This window comes from Variovorax gracilis, from assembly GCF_030317115.1.
Classification (GTDB): domain Bacteria; phylum Pseudomonadota; class Gammaproteobacteria; order Burkholderiales; family Burkholderiaceae_C; genus Variovorax; species Variovorax gracilis.
The window spans coordinates 1-17,456 of record NZ_JASZYF010000027.1; the positions used below are offsets into that span (position 1 = coordinate 1).

Below are 17,456 nucleotides of genomic sequence, written 5' to 3' on the forward strand. Positions count from 1 at the left end.
AGCTGAATGCTGTTGCGAGGCAATTGAACGAGCGTCCAAGGAAGACTCTAGACTTCCATACACCCGCTGAAATGTTCAGCCAAACCGTTGCATCGACCGGTTGAATCCGCAGCCATCGACCGGACGTCCAATCGTGATCGGCTTTAGGTCCGCTGTCGCTGCACTCCTGCGGCTCAGTGCGGCCATCACCTGTGAATCACCCGCCATCCCGACTCTCTGCCAAATGACGGCCGTCGAAGTTCGCTCCACCCACGACGCGACCCACGCGCTACAGTTCACGCACCGGGCCGTGCTTGTCGAGGATGAGATCGGGCACAACGGGTAGAGCTAGACCCAACTTGGCCGGACAAATTGATGGCGGCCGTCATTTTGAGAGATACCCCATTCCGGACATACCGCCGCGCCTCGATTGATCGTATCCTTGCCCCGCGGCTTAGCTCGAGGAGAATTCTCGTGACGACACTCGGAAAAGAAGAGGGCAGCGAAGGGGCGCCGAAGCAGGAGTGGACATGGCACGTGATCACCGGCGTGGCAGGGCTATTCCTGCTTGTAGCCTATGCGGGCTACCGCCTGCTGCATCACACGGAGGCCGACGTCCTCATGGAAGCCGCCGCCGAGTTTGTACTGCGCGACCTCGGCATTGCCCTCGTGATCGCCGTCGTCGTGGCATCCCTGTTCGACAAGGCCTATCACCAGAAGATGGTGAACGAGCCCTTAGTTGCACTCGAAAAGTCGGTGCACAAAACGACAACGGAACTCCTCGAAATGACGCGCATCGCCGAGATGGCCGTCCAAGGAACGGTGTCGCACATGCAGGAAGAACTGGCGCACCGGATCGAAGACGTGCAGCGGCGCGATGCCTCGCTGAAAAACCAGTACGAGGAGATGGTGGCGGGCTTCTCGCTGCTCTCCCGATCAGGGGCTCTAGGCGTGGTCGCTCTTCACGAACGGAGCAAGGATTTCAAGGACGTGCTTTGCACGGCGCTGCGCAGCGCCGTGCAGCACTGCTGGATCGTCGGGCGGACGCACAAAGAGATGCTGGGGGCAGAGGACGAAGGCAAGGGTTGGCTCGTCCAGGACCTTGAGGCCAAGCTCAGGACCCGGCAGGACTTCACGCTCAAGATCCTGCTCGCTAACCCATTCGACCCGATACTAGAGGCCTCGCAAACGGACATCGAGAAGGACCGCACAGTGCCCCGGGCGCGCAACCCCGCGCGGGAGCCGTTGCACGGCATCCAGGAGGCGCGCAAGGCAATCTACCAAGTGCTGGCCTTGCTGGCCCCTCATTCAACCGAGCGGCGCGTTGAGGTCAAGTTGCTTCGAACTTTCGCGGTTCCCTACTGCATGCTCATGACGGAGCAGCGCATGTTCGTCGAGCACTACCTGCCGTCGCGCGAAGGTGGCGCGTTGTCTATTACCGAGATCGAGGCCAAGGATCGACCGCGCGAGCAGGCGCCCTACGATTGCTTCAAGAGCGACTTCAGAAAGCTGTTCGACTACGGGGAGAATTGCGACGTCGTCCTGGAACGGTTCCGTGACAGAAAGATCGATCAGTATTCGGACGAACCCACGGGGCAATCCGTGGAGCGCGACTATCCTGAACTCACGCGTGCGATTGACAACGCTCGCCGCCTTTCAAACATGCCTGACCTAGCTCCAGCGGAAGGCGTCCGCAGACCGTCCGATTTCAGGTGCAACCGGGTCCACGCTGATCAGCAGTCAGTCTATGCCGAGGTAATCCGTTACATCAAGGGCCATGACGTCCGCCGGGCGATCCTCGTGCAGTACTCCGCGGTGAAGGTCGAGGATGTATTGATCGAACTGATGGCCAAGGGGGCGGACATCGACCTCTACGTCCAATCGCCAGAGATCGCTCAGACCGAGATGAAGATGCAGTCCGTTCGGATCGCGGTGCAGCAGAACCACTTGCCCAAGGTGCTACTGCGCCATAACAACCATGGGACCTGCAGGATATTCGAGTATCTTCCGCGCGCCACTCTACGAGGCATCCTAATCGAAGACCATTTGCTGGCAATTGGTCCCTACATCTATCAGACGTCGATGCGGCACGATCCGAGCTATCCCAACGACAAGATCGAAATCAAGGGCCACGACTCGCCGGGCATGCTGTTCTGGTACGGCACGCACGAATACCGAGTCTTCTGCGACGCGTACTTAGACCTCGTCGAGAATTTCTCTGGCGACGGCCTGACACCAGTGCTCACGATCGCGGACGATATGGTGCCTCCGCAAGGGCGTTCGCATGGCGAGGCAGGCGGGACAGAAGCCGCCACATGAAAGCTGTGCGCGTCAAGTGCACGAAGCATCGTCTCTCTGGCATAGAGCGAGGTGGACAGGGCTGGCAGGCCGCCGAGCCAGAACCCGCTGATCAACATCTTCAGTAGGCGAGCACTTCAGCCCTCGTTATCGCGTGTCCTGACCACGGGCGAGCAGGCTGGGGCTCGCCATCGGCGGATGGTCGGCGACGGCGCTCTTCCTGCATGACTCGTTAAGTCACCCCTTACAAAGCCGCTCAACACGTGCGGTTGGTCAACGCGAAACTGACTGATGATCTCAGCGCATTCGCCCATCTCGGTAAGCAACTGCGCGAGATCAGCCAACAGGATCTCGTGCGGCCCGATCTTCAGGCGATCAATGGTTTTGACCGTCTGACCGGGATTGGTGTCTACGGGTGCTTCCGGACCTGTAGGCTGCAACAAGACGGGTTCGCCCTTCGTCACCTCGCCCTTGCCGAGTGCCTCGTCAAAATGATGGATCAAATCCCGAATGTCACCGAGTCGTCGCGAGACTTGGTCCTTGTGGAAAGTGTGCTTGTGTGCAGCCAATGCCGCGCGGACTTCCGGCCTAAGGTGCTTACTTCTGCGAAGCTTGTTGAAACTTCGAATCGCCCGCTGCGCATTGGTGATGCAGGTCTCGTAATGGGTAACGGCCCTATGCATCGCGCTCAGCTTGAAACTGGAACTCTCTGCCCAGAAACTTTCCACCATGAGTTCAGCGGACCGGTATTCGCTCACGCATGACTCGACCAGCCGCATGTAGGTGCTCACAAATACAGATGTGATCTGATCGTCGGCGGGCCCCGTTGAGAAAAGAGACTTGGTCCAGTAGTTTAAAAACGCCTCTTGAAAGTCTGGGATGGCTGGTTGCGCATTGGAGATGATCATCGTCACGATACTACGCAAAACAGCGGACCCATAGCCGCCGCCCTCTTGGGCAAGCATTCCGATCGCCCTACGCAAGAATCGCAGCCGTCGGAGGCGGCGAAGTACTTGGGCCCTAACTCGACTGTTGACCTTGCCAAACGGCTTGGGGCTACGGGTAGGACGGGAAAGCGCCGGACTGCAGGCGCTCGCGTCGCAAGCTGGGAAGGGCGGCTTTCGCTGCGCTGCCGACCTAGACGGTCCAACTGACGAGGTCAGGTCGGTGCCCTTTGCGGAACTAGCGGCCTTAGAAAAGTGGCCGTTCAAGGCGACAGTTTGCTTCGGCGCCGTACGAAGCGGCTATCTCCATATGTTCAGTTCAGATGCCCCCAACGACAGCGCAGCAGTGGAGCGCCGGCACCTTCCAACTCACATGGGATCTCAATCCATCGCGCCGGACGGGCCGTCGGTATCGACCCGTTTGCGCATGCGCGATGAAATGAGGCCGAGGAGCTGGTCAACGTCATCCGGAGTGTTGAAGGCGCCAAACGAGATGCGGACGCCACCTCGCTCGGGCGAAACACGGACCAGGTTCTGCGTGAGGTAGTTCACCCACTTCGCCACAGGAAGAGCCAGGACGTAGATGTGAGCTCGCTGGCCTCGCTGTCGCGGCCCCACCAGGGCAACGCCCAACTCGTCCAATCCCTCAATGAGTCGGTCTCCGAGCATCTGCACGTGCTCTTCGATGCTCGCGACGCCGATACTTTGAATGAACTCAATCGACCTCGTGAGCGCATGCAGGTCTGGGAGATTGAAATTCCCGAACTCGAAGCGGCCAGCATCTCGGCGGGTTGTCATCTCGGCCGGTCTTGCCACATAGTCCTCGGGTGGGTTGGCCAGGCTACTCATGGCAAGGTACACAGGTTGCAGCTCCTGGAGGTTCTGCTTCACGTACAAAATCCCTGTGCCCTGTGGCACCAGCAGTCCCTTATGGCATCCGGCGGCCAAGACGGAAACGCCCAGCTTCTTGACATCAACGGGTAGGACCCCGACGGATTGCATGGCATCGACCACTAGGTAGATGTTCTTCTTCGCGCAGAGCCGTCCGATGTCCTCGATGTCGTGGCGCTGACCGGCGTGGAACGTCACGTGCGAAAGTGAGATGACACGGGACGACTCGTCAATGTGGTCGGCAAACGTATCTGCGTTCGCCACTTGGTCATCCGGAAGGCTCACGAATTTAACCTTCACGCCTTTGCGCTTGAGGTGAAGCCAGGCATAGGCGTTGTTCGGATGGTCCCCTTCAAGCATCAGGACAGTGCTCCCGGGCTGCAATGGCACTGCGTTCGCGGCGATGTTGAGCCCCTCAGACGTGTTCTTTGTGAACGCAATCTCTTCGGACGAGGCATGCAAAAGCTCCGCCACCTTTTCGCGGGCGACTTCGACTCGACGCATCCAAACCGGCTTGGGGCCAGCCATCTCGTTGCCCTCAACCAAGAATTCGCTCAATGCGCTTCGAACACAGTTCGGCATGGGCGTCTGATGGGCCGAATCCAGGTAGAGCAACCGTTTCGTCACAGGGAACTCCTGCCGAACGGCGTTGATGTCAAGGGAAGCGCTCATTTCGTCCTTCGTAATTGCTGCTTGTGCCACCAACGGCACCAGGGTGGAATTAGTGCAGCTTGACCCGCGAGCCGCTTGAGGGCTCAAGGCAACGGGCTAGCGTTTCGAGCGTCACACGCCGCCATCCGTGCAGTGCGGCTTCGTGCATCTTGTACATAGAGAGGTACATCAACTTCGCGAAGACACCCTCCACGAACATGCTCTTCCCTACCACCCCGCCCATCAGGTTTCCGACGGTGCTGTAGGAGCCGAGGGAGACGAGAGAGCCGAAGTCGCGGTACGTGTAGTTGGGAAGCGGGCGGCCCTCGACGTGCGTGGGCAGATGTCGCGCCAAGAAGGCGGCCTGCTGGTGCGCCGCCTGGGCACGCGGAGGCACGAAGCCTTGGCCGTCAGGCTTTGCACAGGCCGCGCAATCCCCAATAGCAAACACTCTCGGATCGTTGGTCGTTTGCAGGGTCGGGCGAACGACCAGCTGATTGATGCGGTTCGCCTCCAAGCCGGGAAGGCTCCGCAAGAAGTCTGGAGCCCGGACCCCGGCAGCCCAGACCGTGATTTCCGCGGGGAGCAACTCACCGTCACTCAACTCGACGCCATTTTGGTGAACTCTCGCCACTTTGGCTCCGACGTGAACCGAAATGCCCTGCTTCGTGAGAAGTTTGTGTGCGGCCGCTGAAAGTCTGGGAGGAAGCGCGGGCAGTATCCGGTCCGCCGCCTCGACAAGATGAATCTCGAGCCCCTTGTTGGTGGTCGAAACGGAAGCGCCGTACGCAAGCACTTCACGCCCGGTCCGAAGCAGTTCGGCCGCCAACTCGACGCCAGTGGCCCCCGCTCCGATGATGCAAACCCTCAACTGCGCCGCTGCCAGAACGCCCTCCTGAGCCTGTGCACGAAAGCACGCATTCATCAATTTGCGATTGAACCGCGCCGCGTCGCTAAGACACTCTAGCTTGAGCGCGTGCTCCTTGACACCTGGAGTTCCGAAGTCGTTGCTTTGGCTTCCAACCGCAAGGACCAGCGTGTCGTAGGGAAACGTGCGAGCCGGCGTAATCTGCTCGCCCTCCCCGTCGACGAAGGGCGCAATTGCTACCTCGCGAGACTCCCGGTCAAGGCCAGTCATCTCGCCCATTCGATACACGAAGCGGTGGTCACGTGCGTGCGCCAGGTAGCCTACCTCGTGCCGCCCCATGTTCATGCTGCCCGCTGCAATCTCATGCAGCTTCGGCTTCCAGATGTGGGAGCGCGCCTTATCGACGAGCGTCACCGAGAGCCGCTCGTGCCTGCCAAGTTGAGTAGCGAGTTCGAGCCCGGCTGCGCCGCCCCCAATTATCACGACGCGATGTCGCCCGGCGGAATCCGACGTCTGGTCTCGCCCGGGCAAAGTGGCTGGCGTATGCCTGGTCATGGCAAACCTCAGTTGTAGCCAAGGACCGCTACGTTGCGGAGGTCCACTTCACGGGCATCATTGGCCGGCGGGATAGCGCGCACCGTCAATGCGAGACTGCTATGGTCAGAGCCATTGCCCTCAGTCGGGCCTGTCCACTGGAGCAAGTGGCTTTTCAAAGGGTGCAGTGAGCCAGCCTCGGCGACGAGACGAATTTGCGATTGCATGTTCATGATAGGTTAGCTGCGCAGCTTGCTTTCGAGGTAGCTAGCCAGCAGAGTAAGTGGATAACAAATGGCGAAGAAGACGAGCAAGACACCACAGTAGATGGGCACTGCGTGCGCGTCGGTACTGACGTAGGCGAGCCGTTCAATCATCTGACGCGCAGACCCGAGTAGGTCGGTGACGCCGACTACCGATGTCAAAGCACTCGCCTGGATGAGGACGGTCAACTGGCCGATGTACGGTGGGAGAAACCGGCGGATGGCCTGAGGCATAACGGCAAAGACGAGCGCCTCAACCTTGCTCAATCCAAGTGCTCTTGCCGCTTCCGTCTGACGTGACGAGATGGACTTCAATGCGCCACGAGCGGTTTCGGCAATGTTCGCCCCACCCCAGACAGCAAGTCCCAGTACGGAGGCAGTAATGGGACCGGTCGTGATGCCGACATGCGGGAGCGCGAAGAAGACGAAGAGCAGCGTAATAAGAGATGGCACGCCTCGGAAGATGTCGATGTAAAGCCGGACGGCAACTTGCACCCACTTCGTCGTACTGGCAGAAAGCGACCCGATGAACAGACCAATCGCTGTCGCCAGCAACGTCGTGAGCAAGGAAACCCACAACGTCACATAGAGGCCACTCAGCATGTGGGACGCAACGGGTCCAATCCAATCCTGGTTCATTTCACAGCTCCCAGACCCGGAACTGCGACTGCACGTTCAAGCCGGCGAGACGCAATGGCGATAATGTTGGACACAACTAGGTACGCGAGAGCGGCAATGCCGAAGATCTCGAACACCTTGAAGGTATCGGCGACCATTCGGTTCGCCACGTAAGTGAGCTCCTGGTAGCCCACGGCAATCATGAACGACGAGGAGCGGAACTGGGTTATTGCCATCGTCGTGGCCGCCGGAATCGATGCACGGACGCCGAGCGGAAGCGTGACGTCCAGGAACGCACTCGGCGCGGACATGCCGAGCGCACGAGCTGCGACCACTTCATTCGGATTCACCGCGCCGTACCCAGCTCGGAAAATCTCCGTGTGATAGGCGGCACCCCACAGTCCGAGCGCCAACCACGAGGTATCGAACGGCGTCAGCTTGATTCCGAGGTCGGGCAGCGCGAAATAGAGCATCACCACTTGCACCAAGAGCGGAGTACATCGAAACAGGTTCGCGTAGCAGGCGATGACTTGGCTCAACACGGGAATTCGAGCGTGGCGAGCCGCGCCCATCAGCATCCCGAGGACGATTCCCATCGAAATTCCGATGACGCTTATAAGCAGTGTTCGGCCAAGTCCGCCGAGCAAGACCTGCAGCTCGTTCAGGGTTGATGTAAACATGTTTTCCTCTTCATCGCCGGTACACGCTCAGCAGTACGTCCGAACTCTTCCTCAGGAAGCCTTCAGACAGTCAAGGGCGCCGCTCTTGGAGTAGTCCAATTTCAGGTTCGGGCCCGGGACCAACTGGCGATACTTAGCCGCGAAGGTCGGGTCCTTCACCTCCTGGGAGAACGACTTGTAGAAAGCGTCTTCGGCCCGCATCTCTTCCAGCACAGCATTCACCCAATCGAGCATCGGCTTGTTGCCCTTCTTCACGCCAACGCCTTGGACGGCGGTCGCTGCGAGAGTCCCGACAACCTTGTAGTTCTTTTGCATCTGGGCGAAGTTGAACCCGTACACGTCGATGTACGCGAAGGCATCCGCCCGGCCTTGAGTCAGCATCGTCGAGCCTTCTGCCGCCGTCTGCGACGTGACCAGGTTCGCCTGGGGATAGCACTTCTGCAGCCACGTTTGATAGGTGCTGCCGGTTGGCGTCACGACGGTCTTGCCGGTCAGGTCGCCATAGTCGGCCACCTTCGAGTCCTTCGGAACGATGAGTTGCAAATTGCTCACCCAAATCGGATTCGAGTAGTCCAGCTGTTCCGCTCGCGCCGGCGTGTATGCGAGCGACGCCAGAATCATGTCAATCTTGCCCGACTGCAGGAACGGGATGCGGTTGCTGTCGTTCACGCACTGTGTCTTCAGGCCGTCGCCGGTACCGAGCGCGAACTCTGCGATGCGCTTCACCATCGCGTACTCGTAGCCGGCCGGCTTCCCGTCAATGCCGACGTAGCCCGCGGGCGGGTACGTGCAGTTGATGCCAACGGTGAGAAAGCCCGCGCTCTTCACCTCAGGGGGAAGAGGAACGTTCACCTTCGACGCGGCAGCACTGGCGAACGACATCGATGCGACGGCGACGGAAATCGAGGCAGAGAGAATGCGATTCATGGTTTACTTTCACTGTGATTGAGAACGGATGGGGAGTGCACAGCCGCGTGCTCAGTGCTTTTTCATACGCGAAAGGAACTGCTTGGTTCGTTCCTGCTTCGGATGGTCGAGAACCTCCGACGGCGGGCCTTGCTCAACAATGTTTCCACCGGCCATCAGCACCACACGGTCACCGACCTCGCGAGCGAAGCCCATTTCGTGCGTGACGACAAGCATCGTCATCCCGGATTTGGCTAGGTCCTTCATGACCGCCAGAACCTCGCCGACGAGTTCAGGGTCTAGAGCTGAGGTCGCCTCATCGAAGAGCATCACGTGCGGCTGCATCATGAGTGCTCGAGCGATTGCGACGCGCTGCTGCTGTCCACCAGAGAGTTGGTCGGGGTAGTGGTCGGCCTTCTCGGCCAAGCCAACCTTTCGGAGGTACTCCCGGGCCCTTGCCTCCGAGTCGGCCGGCGATTCCTTGAGAACGCGGCGCGGGGCCAGCGTCAGGTTCTTTAGCACATTGAGGTGCGGAAAGAGATAGTAGTGCTGGAAAACCATTCCGACTCGCTGCCGAATCTGGTTCTCGTTCAGCGAACCGGATGAGAGGTCTACACCCTCTAGGAGAATCTGCCCAGAGTCGATGCGCTGAAGAAGATTAGCGCACCGAAGCAGAGAGCTCTTGCCCCCACCACTCGGGCCGACGATGACAACTACCTCACCACGCTGAACCGCGAGGTCAACGCCTTTCAGGACCACGTTGTTCCCGAATGCGAGGTGAATGTCCCTCAACTCGAGAATGGGCTGTTCGGCGGCCCTCGTTGCAGACGAGCTCATCATGGTGGCACCTTCTAGTATTTTCACGACAGTTCTCCTGTTCAACCCCGGTGGCTGTTTGCCTGGAAGCGCTTCACGAAGGTCTGGAAGCGTTCCGTTTTCGGATTGGCAAAGACCTCAGCGGGGGGACCGTCTTCGATGATTACTCCCTGATAGAAGAACAGAAGCCGGTCGGCGACGTCACGTGCGAACTGCATCTCGTGCGTCACGATAATCATCGTCATGCCTTCGTTGCTGAGGTCCCGCAGCGTCTTCAAGACCTCGTCAACCAGCTCTGGGTCCAGCGCCGACGTCACCTCGTCGAAGAGCATCACCTTGGGACGCATGGCGAGCGCCCGCGCGATTGCCACGCGTTGCTGCTGACCGCCGGACAACTGAGACGGAAAGTGGTCTGCCCGGTCCTCTAGGCCTACCTTGGCCAGGAGCTCCAGACCATGCGCGCGGGCATCCGCCTTCGAGTCTTTGTTCACAAGGACCGGTCCCATCATCACGTTCTCGATGGCCGTCTTGTGCGGAAAGAGGTTGTAGTTCTGGAAGACCATGCCAGCTTTGGTCCTTAGGTTGGCTACGTCTGCTTCAGACTGGCGGCGCCGCGAGGGGCCGCTTGTGCCGCCGCTGTAGCCAACAGCATCGCCGTCAACCAGAATCTCGCCCGCCTGAAATTCCTCAAGGAAGTTGATGCAGCGAAGCAGGGTCGACTTGCCGGAACCGCTGGGGCCCACCAAGACAACAACTTCGCCCTCTTTCACGTCAAAGGAGATGTCCTTCAGGACCTGGTTGCTTCCAAAGCTCTTGGATACGCCCTTGACCTCAATCATGGTCCGCCGAGATGTTGGGGAGTGCGCTAAGTTCATCGTTTGCCTTCAGGAGGTCTTGAGACGGCGCTGCAGGTACGTTGCGCCGAGCGAGATGGGGTAGCAGATGCAGAAGTAGATGAGCATCACAGCGAAGAAGATTTGGAACGCTGCGAGCGTGCGTTCCACGACTTCACGCGAGGCGTAGGTCAGCTCCCAGACACCCACGATGGATGCGTACGACGTGCTCTTGACAGCAATCGACGCCGTCGTCACGAGGGGTGGCAGCGCCAGACGCATGCCGAGAGGGAGTTGAATTTGCGTCAGGATTTGCGCCTTGCGCAGCCCGATAGACATGCCCGCTTCTACGGTCGTCTTGGGGACGGCGAGAATCGAGCCGCGCACGATGTCGGCCACGAACGCAGCGAAGTAGATGACCAGGGCAATAGTCGCCGCCACATAGTTCGGGGCATCCAGGCCCATGCGGGGCAAGCCGAAGTAAGCAATGAAGATGAGCACGAGAACGGGCACCCCGCGAACGATGTACACGTACACCGTCAGCACCGAGCGCACCGCGGTGCCACCGAGAGCGGCGAACACGCCGAGTGCCGTCCCCAGCAGGAAGCTGAAGACCACTGTCGCTGCGGCCATCTCAAGCGTCACAATCGCCGCCTTGAGGAGATAACCGAGGTTGAGAATTGCAACGTCCATGTGAACCTCAGCGGCGCTTGCCAGCAGGAATCTCGAGCCAACGGAACAGGGCGCTGGCGATGGTGGTCAGGATGAGGTAGAACGCGGCGATGACCACGAACACCTCGTAAGATGAGGCGGTGCGCTCCATGACAAGCTTGCCGCTCAAGGTCAGGTCCACGACGCCGATACCGGCCACAAGTGACGTGTCCTTGATGAGCACCACGACCTGATTGCCAATCGCCGGCACTACCTTGAGCACCGCTTGGGGCAGCACGACGCGGAAGAACACGCCCGCCGGCTTTAACCCGATTGCACGTCCGGCATCCCACTGGGTCCGGGGCACCGCGGACACGCCCCCTCGGAAGACTTCCGCCAAATACGCTGTGTGCTGCACAGCGATTGCAATGGCGCCGCAGTAGATACCGTCTAGCCTGGAGCCTAGAAGAGGAGCGCCGTAATAGACGACAAGAATGAGAAGGAACGTCGGAACGTTCCGAAGGAACTCGATCACGGCGTAGGTCGGAACCCAGACCACCGCCCTCTCTGAGACGCGCAGAAGGACCAGCAGCACGCCCAGCACCACCGCAACTGGCAGACACATCGCGACGAGCGCGAGCGTCACCAGGAAGCCGTCGAAGAACTCCGGCAGCCATCCTGCGGCTAGATTGAGCCAGTTCATGATTGCTGTCCCTCTGTGCAGCGCCAAACGCTCACTTGGCGTTCACGTAGTACTTAGTGTTCAGCGCGTCTTTGCCGAACCACTTTTTGTAGCTGGCGGAGTAGTCGTTGAACATGGAGCCCGCCCGCATTTCATTGACGTACGTATCCAGGGCCAGCCACCACTTGAAGTCACCTTGCTTCATGTAGATGGCGTTGTTGGTGACCGCAGTCATCCGCTCATCGAGGATTCGCACGTCCTTGTTCTGCGCGGCGTACCAGAGGGCCACCGGCTCGTCCAGCTGGGCTGCATCGACTCGTCCGCCCTTGACCGCAGTGAACTGAGCGCCGATGGAGTCCAGCGTCGTAGTCTTGGCCTTCGGGAAGAACTGCTTGGCACGCTCAGCCTGCACAGGAGTCGACAGGATGGCCGTCGACACCTTGTCGTTGTTGAGGTCTGCGAAGGTCTTGAACTTCGAGTCGGCCTTCACGATGACAACAATCGAAGAGTCGATGTAGCCGCGGGTGAATGCGACACGCGCGATGCGGTCTGGAAGAACCGTTGCCACGTGGATCCCGAAGTCCACCTTGCCGCTGTTGACGTTCTCCCAACGAGCAGCCGAGCTCTGCTTGACGAACTCGATGTGCTTCGGGTCGTCGCTTCCGAACAGCCCCTTCGCGATGAGCTTGGCCACGTCGATGTCGAAGCCAGACAGGTCACCCTTCTCATTCACGAAGCCGAAGGGCGGAGATTCGCTGCTGACGCCCACGATGACTTTGCCGCGGGCGAGCACTTCGTCGAGCCTGGACTTCTCCTGGGCGGCAGAAGTTTGCGAGACGAGCAGACCTGCAAAGAGCATGCAGACTGCACCAATAAGTTTGCGCATGGAGAACTCCTCTTGTGGTGGGGATGGGTTGATGGGAAGGATTGGTGGGCAGCCGGTCAGGTGAGCGCCGGCTTGACGACAGCGCGCAGCATTTCGGTGAAGGCGATGTGTGTGTCCAAGTGCATGCCATCGACATTGGCGTCCACGACGTTCTGCACGGAGTTGATGAGGCCGATATCCACGCCGCGCATCAGCAATTGACGCTCCAACTCCGGGGTGTTTAGCAGGCGCGCATCCTTTCGACGCGCAGCGATTGCCGCGGCGATTGCGTTGCAGCCCCAGTTCGAGCATGCAGCGGTGACCAACACATCTGCTGGCGTCACTGCGGCGATGGTTGCGCCAAACTTCACGTGGTCGGCGACTGCCTGGGTGATAGCTCCCATACCGATTTCGTTTCCGCCATCGCCGACAGCCACCGTGGGAATGCCTTGAGCAAGCGCTTCGTCGAACAGAACGTCGATGCGCGCCCGCCCCATGCCGTAGTCGATGGCACGCATGCTGTAGTACACGCCATCTCTCGCGCGTCCGACCCGCTCAGTCGAGAAGAAGAGGCTGGGCTTGTAGCTGGCGAGCAAGGCTTTCGCCTCGGCCTTGGCGTCCTCGTCCTTGGTCGTGAACGGCAAGAGCGAGCAAACTGCGAGGCTTCCATCCTTGCATGCGATTTGCGCTTGCTCGAACGGCAGCACTGTCACGCCGGCGCTGGTCAGGATGGCTTTCATGCCCGGAAGCAGAGTTTCTTCTGCAAGCAGCACGCAATGGACGCGCTTTCCGATGGACAGGGCGCGAATCACGATAGCGGCGCCGGCAGGTCCATCGTTTTCGCCGATTTCGGTCGAAATCCAGGCACGCGAGACCGAGCCTGTGGTCACAAAGACGGTTGCGCCGTCCGGCACGCCCAGCAGAGCATCTGCTGCCGCGCCGACCAGGGAGCCGCCTTGGCGTGCCCGAGCAGCCACGTAGAGGTGTTCGACGCCGCGGCCGCCGATGTCCAAGCTCAACAACTTGTCGAGTCGCTCGTCGATGGATTCAAGCACTTCGCGGTCGACCGTCATTTCGTGTCCCCCAAGATGAGTTGGGCCAGGTCCTCGGGCTTCGCGACGTAACGGGCGACCTCGCTGAACGAAGTGTTCATCGCCTCGATGACGCGAGCCATGCCGCCGACGCGCTCGATGGCGCCATGAGTCGGCTTGAGGCGCACAGAGACACGGGCGCCTGGTTGACCATGCGTGTTGACTGTCAAGATGCCGTGGTCACGCAGAAGGACCATGCCCAGGGCAGAGGTCACTTCGGCGGGCGTGACGCCGGCGTTGTCGGTGCTCCTGCCTGCACGGCGGAAGACCTCCTTGAGCGCCAGGTCCTCTTCAATCATCGGCCCGAGGTCGCTGACGGCGACGAGTTCTGCTCCGAGACGCTCTTGCAGTGCATGAGCCAGTTTTTGCCCGGCTTGCGCCTCGTCGATGAGGTCTTGCGGGGAGAAGCGTTGAATCGAGCGAAGGGCACTTGCCGCAATAGGGGCCCGGGCTTCCATCCCGAACTCCGAGGCCTTGGCGGAGACTCGCGTCACCAACTCAGGACGCCCCACCAGAAGCCCAGAACGTGGACCAGACAGACCGGCCTTGTCGCAGTTGGTGATTGCCAGGTCGCCGCCAAGCTTGAGGCTGAGAACGCCAGACCGCAGCACGGGCCTCATGCGAGCACCGTAGGCTTCATCGAGCAGCACCTTGGCTCCGCTCGCCTTCGCAACGCCTGCGGCATCCATTGCAACTGCATCGTCCAGGAACTCGAGGCTGCTGGTCACGGTGGTGATGACGACCAGCGCAGGCTTGTGCTGCTCGATGGCCGCAGCCCAGTCCTTGTCACCTTGCACTTCGTGGAGTTCGACTCGTGCGATGCCGCAACCACGAATGACCGATGCGTGCGAACGACCGCCAGGCGGCACCACGGAAACGACGCTGCGGCCCTCTGCCAGCGCGGCGATGGCAGCGATGATGCCGGCGCTCGTGCGGTTCACGGTGGCGACTCCGTCGGTCGGAAGCCCCCCCATGTGAGCGATAGCGGCCTGCCTAAGCTCCTCGGCGAAGAGACCTGGCCCGACCCACTCTTCACAGTGAGTGTTTAGATCTTCGACCTTGAGTGGGAACTCACGCTGGTTGCCGGTGAAGACGCCAATCGACTGGGGGCCGAGCTTGCGGACGCGTTCGGCCGCGACCTTCTGGCCCTGGCGAAGACGTCGAGCTTCGTCGACGCTGGATTGAATGATGCGGCCCCTTGCGAATCCGACGATGGGGTCGAGCGGATTTCCGAAGGAGTCTGTGGATTTTTTCTGTTGCATGCGAGTTCCTACTTACGCGGCGGACGAGGTGCGGATGGAGATTCCGGCAACGACCCTCAGAAGGGAGACGAAGGCGAGATGGCCCGAAAAGTCGATGCCATCGACGACCATGCTCTGCTTCGAAGTGGCGCCATCTCGTGCACCTGCGGCGACGGTGACGGCAATGAGCTCGTGCTCGGTGTCGGCGTCATGGAGCAGTTCGGTGTCCGAGAGCAAGACTGCCAAGGCTGCCGCGACCGCACACGCGCCCCAGTTGGATACAGCGGCGCTCACGGTCACGTCCGTCGGGACGACGGTCACAACGCCGGAGGCGTGGCCGGCGAGCGAACGACCGCGCATGGGAAGTACGTCGCGAATTGCCTCGCGGACCGCCCCGAAGCCAACTTCATTGCCGCCATCGCCAATGCCGATGGTGAGGACGCCTGCTTCAGCGGCGTGGTACGCGAGCAGGTAGACATAGCCGACGGTGAGCGGGTCGCGGCAATCGCCCCGAACACCATGGAACTGACCTTCGACGTTTGGTCCATCCCGTTCGACGAACACGACGGCGCTGGGATTGAGCCTTTCGATGAGTTCGCGAGAGCGGGTCTGCCCTGCGTTCATTCCGATAGGGAACGACTCGACCGTGATAGGTTCGTAGGTCCGACCAGGTTGGGATTCGGCCCAAGTGGCAAGCTTGGTGTTGACCAATTCGACAGCGGCGACGACTGGTGGGAGATGCGCGTCTTCGGTCACAAAGACGACCTTGGCATGCAGACCTTTGACGATAGCCGCGGCCAGCGCCGCGGCGCCGACGGGCCCGTCGGTTTCGCCCAAGGGCAGCTTGGGAGCAACGCCGGCGCCAGTCGCGATGACGACGGTGCTGCCAGGGCGGACCTTGGCCTTCAGGGCGGCGGCGGCCGCCATCGAGAGTGGCGCTCCCTGATGGGCGCGACAGACCTCGTACATGGGCACAACGATGCCTGGGGGAAGTCCGCCGCTAAGCGGACGGATTTCCAGGGTCATCAGACGGTCGATTCGGTTGCCCGATTCAACCTGCTCCGATGTCAGGGCGACGCCGGTCGCGGCGCTCGCTGTGGTCGACGAGGTTGTCACGTCCATTTTGGTCACCTCAGATGCCGTACGTCACGCTCTTGCGGCTGGTGTAGCTCTCGAGTGCACCTTCAATCGAGTACTCAGCGCCGATCCCACTCTGCTTGGCACCGCCGTAAGACATGCCCGGAATCTGACCACCTGCACGGTTGACCTGAATCCAGCCGGCGTCCAACGTTTCGGTGGCGCGCATTGCGGCGTTGATGTCGTTGGTGAAGACGTACGCAGCCAAGCCGTAGTGGGTGTCATTTGCCATAGCCAGCACTTCGGCTTCGTCCTTCCATGGGATTGCTACCAGGACGGGACCGAAGACCTCTTCCTTCGCAATGCGCCAGGTGTTGTCCACGCCACTGAAGATGACAGGCGTCGGGAAATAGCCCTTGGCATCCTGAACTGCGGGCGGCAGCTTGCCGGTTTCGACCTTGGCGCCTGCGTCGATGGCTTCCTTGATGAAGCCGCAGACGGCGGTGTACCTTTCCGCGTTGATGACCGCACCGATATCGGAAGATTCGTCAAGAGCGTCGCCGACCTTCAGCGCATTGACCTTCTCGACGAGGCGCGGCATGACCTTGCCCCAGGCCGATTCGTGGATGAACAAGCGGGAGCCGGCCGTGCACGACTGGCCTTGGCGGGCGAAGCGCATCGCCGCAATGATGTTGTTCACGGTCGTGTCGAGCTGGGAGTCGCCCGCCACGTCCGGATAGACAATGCAGGGGCTCTTGCCGCCGAGCTCAAGCGTCAGGTGACCGATGCGGTCGGCGACGGCGTGAGCCACCTTCTGGCCCACTTCATGGGAGCCGGTGAACGAGACCTTCGCGACGTCGGCGTGCTGGCTCAGGGGAGCGCCCGCCTCCAGGCCTTCACCGGTCACGACGTTGAACACACCAGCCGGGAAGATGTCGGCGGCCAGCTCGGCGATGCGGATGACGGCCAGCGGCGCGTCTTCGGCGGGCTTCAGGACCAACGTGTTGCCCGTGCCCAGCGACATGCCAATCTTCACGGCGGCAAGCACCAGCGGCGAGTTCCAGGGAATGATCGCACCGACCACGCCGAAGGGTTCGCGAGTGGTGTAGCTGAAGAGGCCCGGGCCCAGTGGGAGGGTTTCACCCTTCTGCTCGGCGATGACGCCGCCGTAGTAGCGCAGGACCTCGGCAGTGCTTGCGACTTCCGGGCGGCTTTGGGTGCGCAGGGCATTGCCTGTTTCGGCGGCCAGAATCTTGGCAATTTCCTCGGCGTTGGCCGTGATGCGGTTGCCGAACTCGATGAGCATCGCGCCGCGCTCACGAGCGGCCCTGCGACGCCACTTAGGGAACGCCGCCTTGGCTGCGGCCACTGCAGCGTCCACATCCCGCGCATCAGCCGCTCCGACGTTGGCGATGGTGTCCAGACGGCAGGGATTGATGACCGCCAAGGTCTTTCCACCAATCGGCTTTGACCATTCACCATTGATGAAGTTGCCAGCCAAACCGGCGCTCGGCAGCTTGACGTCGCCGTATTTGGATTGAGTAGAGTTGCTCACGTGAATCTCTCGC

General features: G+C 60.6%; 16 protein-coding genes. 1 reads left to right on the forward strand and 15 read right to left on the reverse strand.

Annotated elements, in window-relative coordinates:
* The first annotated feature begins 453 nt into the window (after positions 1–453).
* Positions 454–2,298 carry a hypothetical protein gene (locus QTH97_RS29640; protein WP_286572162.1) on the forward strand — a complete coding sequence of 615 codons (1,845 nt, stop codon included), beginning with the start codon at positions 454–456 and terminating at the stop codon, positions 2,296–2,298.
* Positions 2,299–2,414: 116 nt separating this feature from the next.
* Here the strand turns inward: QTH97_RS29640 and QTH97_RS29645 are convergent, their stop codons facing one another.
* From QTH97_RS29645 to QTH97_RS29715, 15 genes are all read right to left on the reverse strand, one after another.
* Entirely contained in the window at positions 2,415–3,242 is an 828-nt protein-coding gene (locus QTH97_RS29645; protein ID WP_286572163.1) for a hypothetical protein, read from the reverse strand.
* Positions 3,243–3,602: 360 nt separating this feature from the next.
* Positions 3,603–4,784, reverse strand: coding sequence for an aminotransferase class V-fold PLP-dependent enzyme (locus tag QTH97_RS29650; protein ID WP_286572164.1), 1,182 nt, complete (start codon positions 4,782–4,784; stop codon positions 3,603–3,605).
* 49 nt (positions 4,785–4,833) lie between these two features.
* Positions 4,834–6,186, reverse strand: a complete 1,353-nt coding sequence (locus tag QTH97_RS29655) for an NAD(P)/FAD-dependent oxidoreductase (RefSeq protein WP_286572165.1) — start codon at positions 6,184–6,186, stop codon at positions 4,834–4,836.
* 218 nt (positions 6,187–6,404) lie between these two features.
* On the reverse strand, positions 6,405–7,067 hold the full coding sequence (locus QTH97_RS29660) for an amino acid ABC transporter permease (RefSeq protein WP_286572166.1): 663 nt from the start codon (positions 7,065–7,067) through the stop codon (positions 6,405–6,407).
* The gene (locus QTH97_RS29665; RefSeq protein ID WP_286572167.1) at positions 7,064–7,726 is read right to left on the reverse strand and encodes an amino acid ABC transporter permease; all 663 of its coding nucleotides are present in this window, start codon (positions 7,724–7,726) and stop codon (positions 7,064–7,066) included. The genes QTH97_RS29660 and QTH97_RS29665 overlap by 4 nt, the downstream gene beginning before the upstream one ends.
* 51 nt (positions 7,727–7,777) lie before the next feature.
* On the reverse strand, positions 7,778–8,653 hold the full coding sequence (locus tag QTH97_RS29670; protein WP_353655669.1) for a transporter substrate-binding domain-containing protein: 876 nt from the start codon (positions 8,651–8,653) through the stop codon (positions 7,778–7,780).
* Between the two features lie 51 nt (positions 8,654–8,704).
* Positions 8,705–9,469: an amino acid ABC transporter ATP-binding protein gene (locus QTH97_RS29675; protein WP_286572228.1), complete on the reverse strand. Its 765-nt coding sequence runs from the start codon at positions 9,467–9,469 to the stop codon at positions 8,705–8,707.
* Positions 9,470–9,510: 41 nt separating this feature from the next.
* Positions 9,511–10,287, reverse strand: coding sequence for an amino acid ABC transporter ATP-binding protein (locus QTH97_RS29680; protein WP_286572168.1), 777 nt, complete (start codon positions 10,285–10,287; stop codon positions 9,511–9,513).
* A gap of 45 nt (positions 10,288–10,332) precedes the next feature.
* A complete protein-coding gene (locus QTH97_RS29685; protein ID WP_286572169.1) occupies positions 10,333–10,974 on the reverse strand; it encodes an amino acid ABC transporter permease in 642 nt (213 codons plus the stop codon).
* A gap of 7 nt (positions 10,975–10,981) precedes the next feature.
* Positions 10,982–11,635, reverse strand: a complete 654-nt coding sequence (locus tag QTH97_RS29690; protein ID WP_286572170.1) for an amino acid ABC transporter permease — start codon at positions 11,633–11,635, stop codon at positions 10,982–10,984.
* A gap of 31 nt (positions 11,636–11,666) precedes the next feature.
* The gene (locus tag QTH97_RS29695; protein ID WP_286572171.1) at positions 11,667–12,500 is read right to left on the reverse strand and encodes a transporter substrate-binding domain-containing protein; all 834 of its coding nucleotides are present in this window, start codon (positions 12,498–12,500) and stop codon (positions 11,667–11,669) included.
* Between the two features lie 56 nt (positions 12,501–12,556).
* A complete protein-coding gene (locus QTH97_RS29700) occupies positions 12,557–13,552 on the reverse strand; it encodes a glutamate cyclase domain-containing protein (protein ID WP_286572172.1) in 996 nt (331 codons plus the stop codon).
* Positions 13,549–14,832 carry an aminotransferase class I/II-fold pyridoxal phosphate-dependent enzyme gene (locus tag QTH97_RS29705; protein WP_286572173.1) on the reverse strand — a complete coding sequence of 428 codons (1,284 nt, stop codon included), beginning with the start codon at positions 14,830–14,832 and terminating at the stop codon, positions 13,549–13,551. Before QTH97_RS29705 ends, QTH97_RS29700 begins: the two co-directional genes overlap by 4 nt.
* Positions 14,833–14,844: 12 nt before the next feature.
* Positions 14,845–15,933 carry a glutamate cyclase domain-containing protein gene (locus QTH97_RS29710; RefSeq protein WP_286572174.1) on the reverse strand — a complete coding sequence of 363 codons (1,089 nt, stop codon included), beginning with the start codon at positions 15,931–15,933 and terminating at the stop codon, positions 14,845–14,847.
* 10 nt (positions 15,934–15,943) lie between these two features.
* Complete coding sequence (locus QTH97_RS29715) at positions 15,944–17,389, reverse strand: aldehyde dehydrogenase family protein (protein WP_286572175.1); 1,446 nt, start codon at positions 17,387–17,389, stop codon at positions 15,944–15,946.
* Between the last annotated feature and the right edge of the window lie 67 nt (positions 17,390–17,456).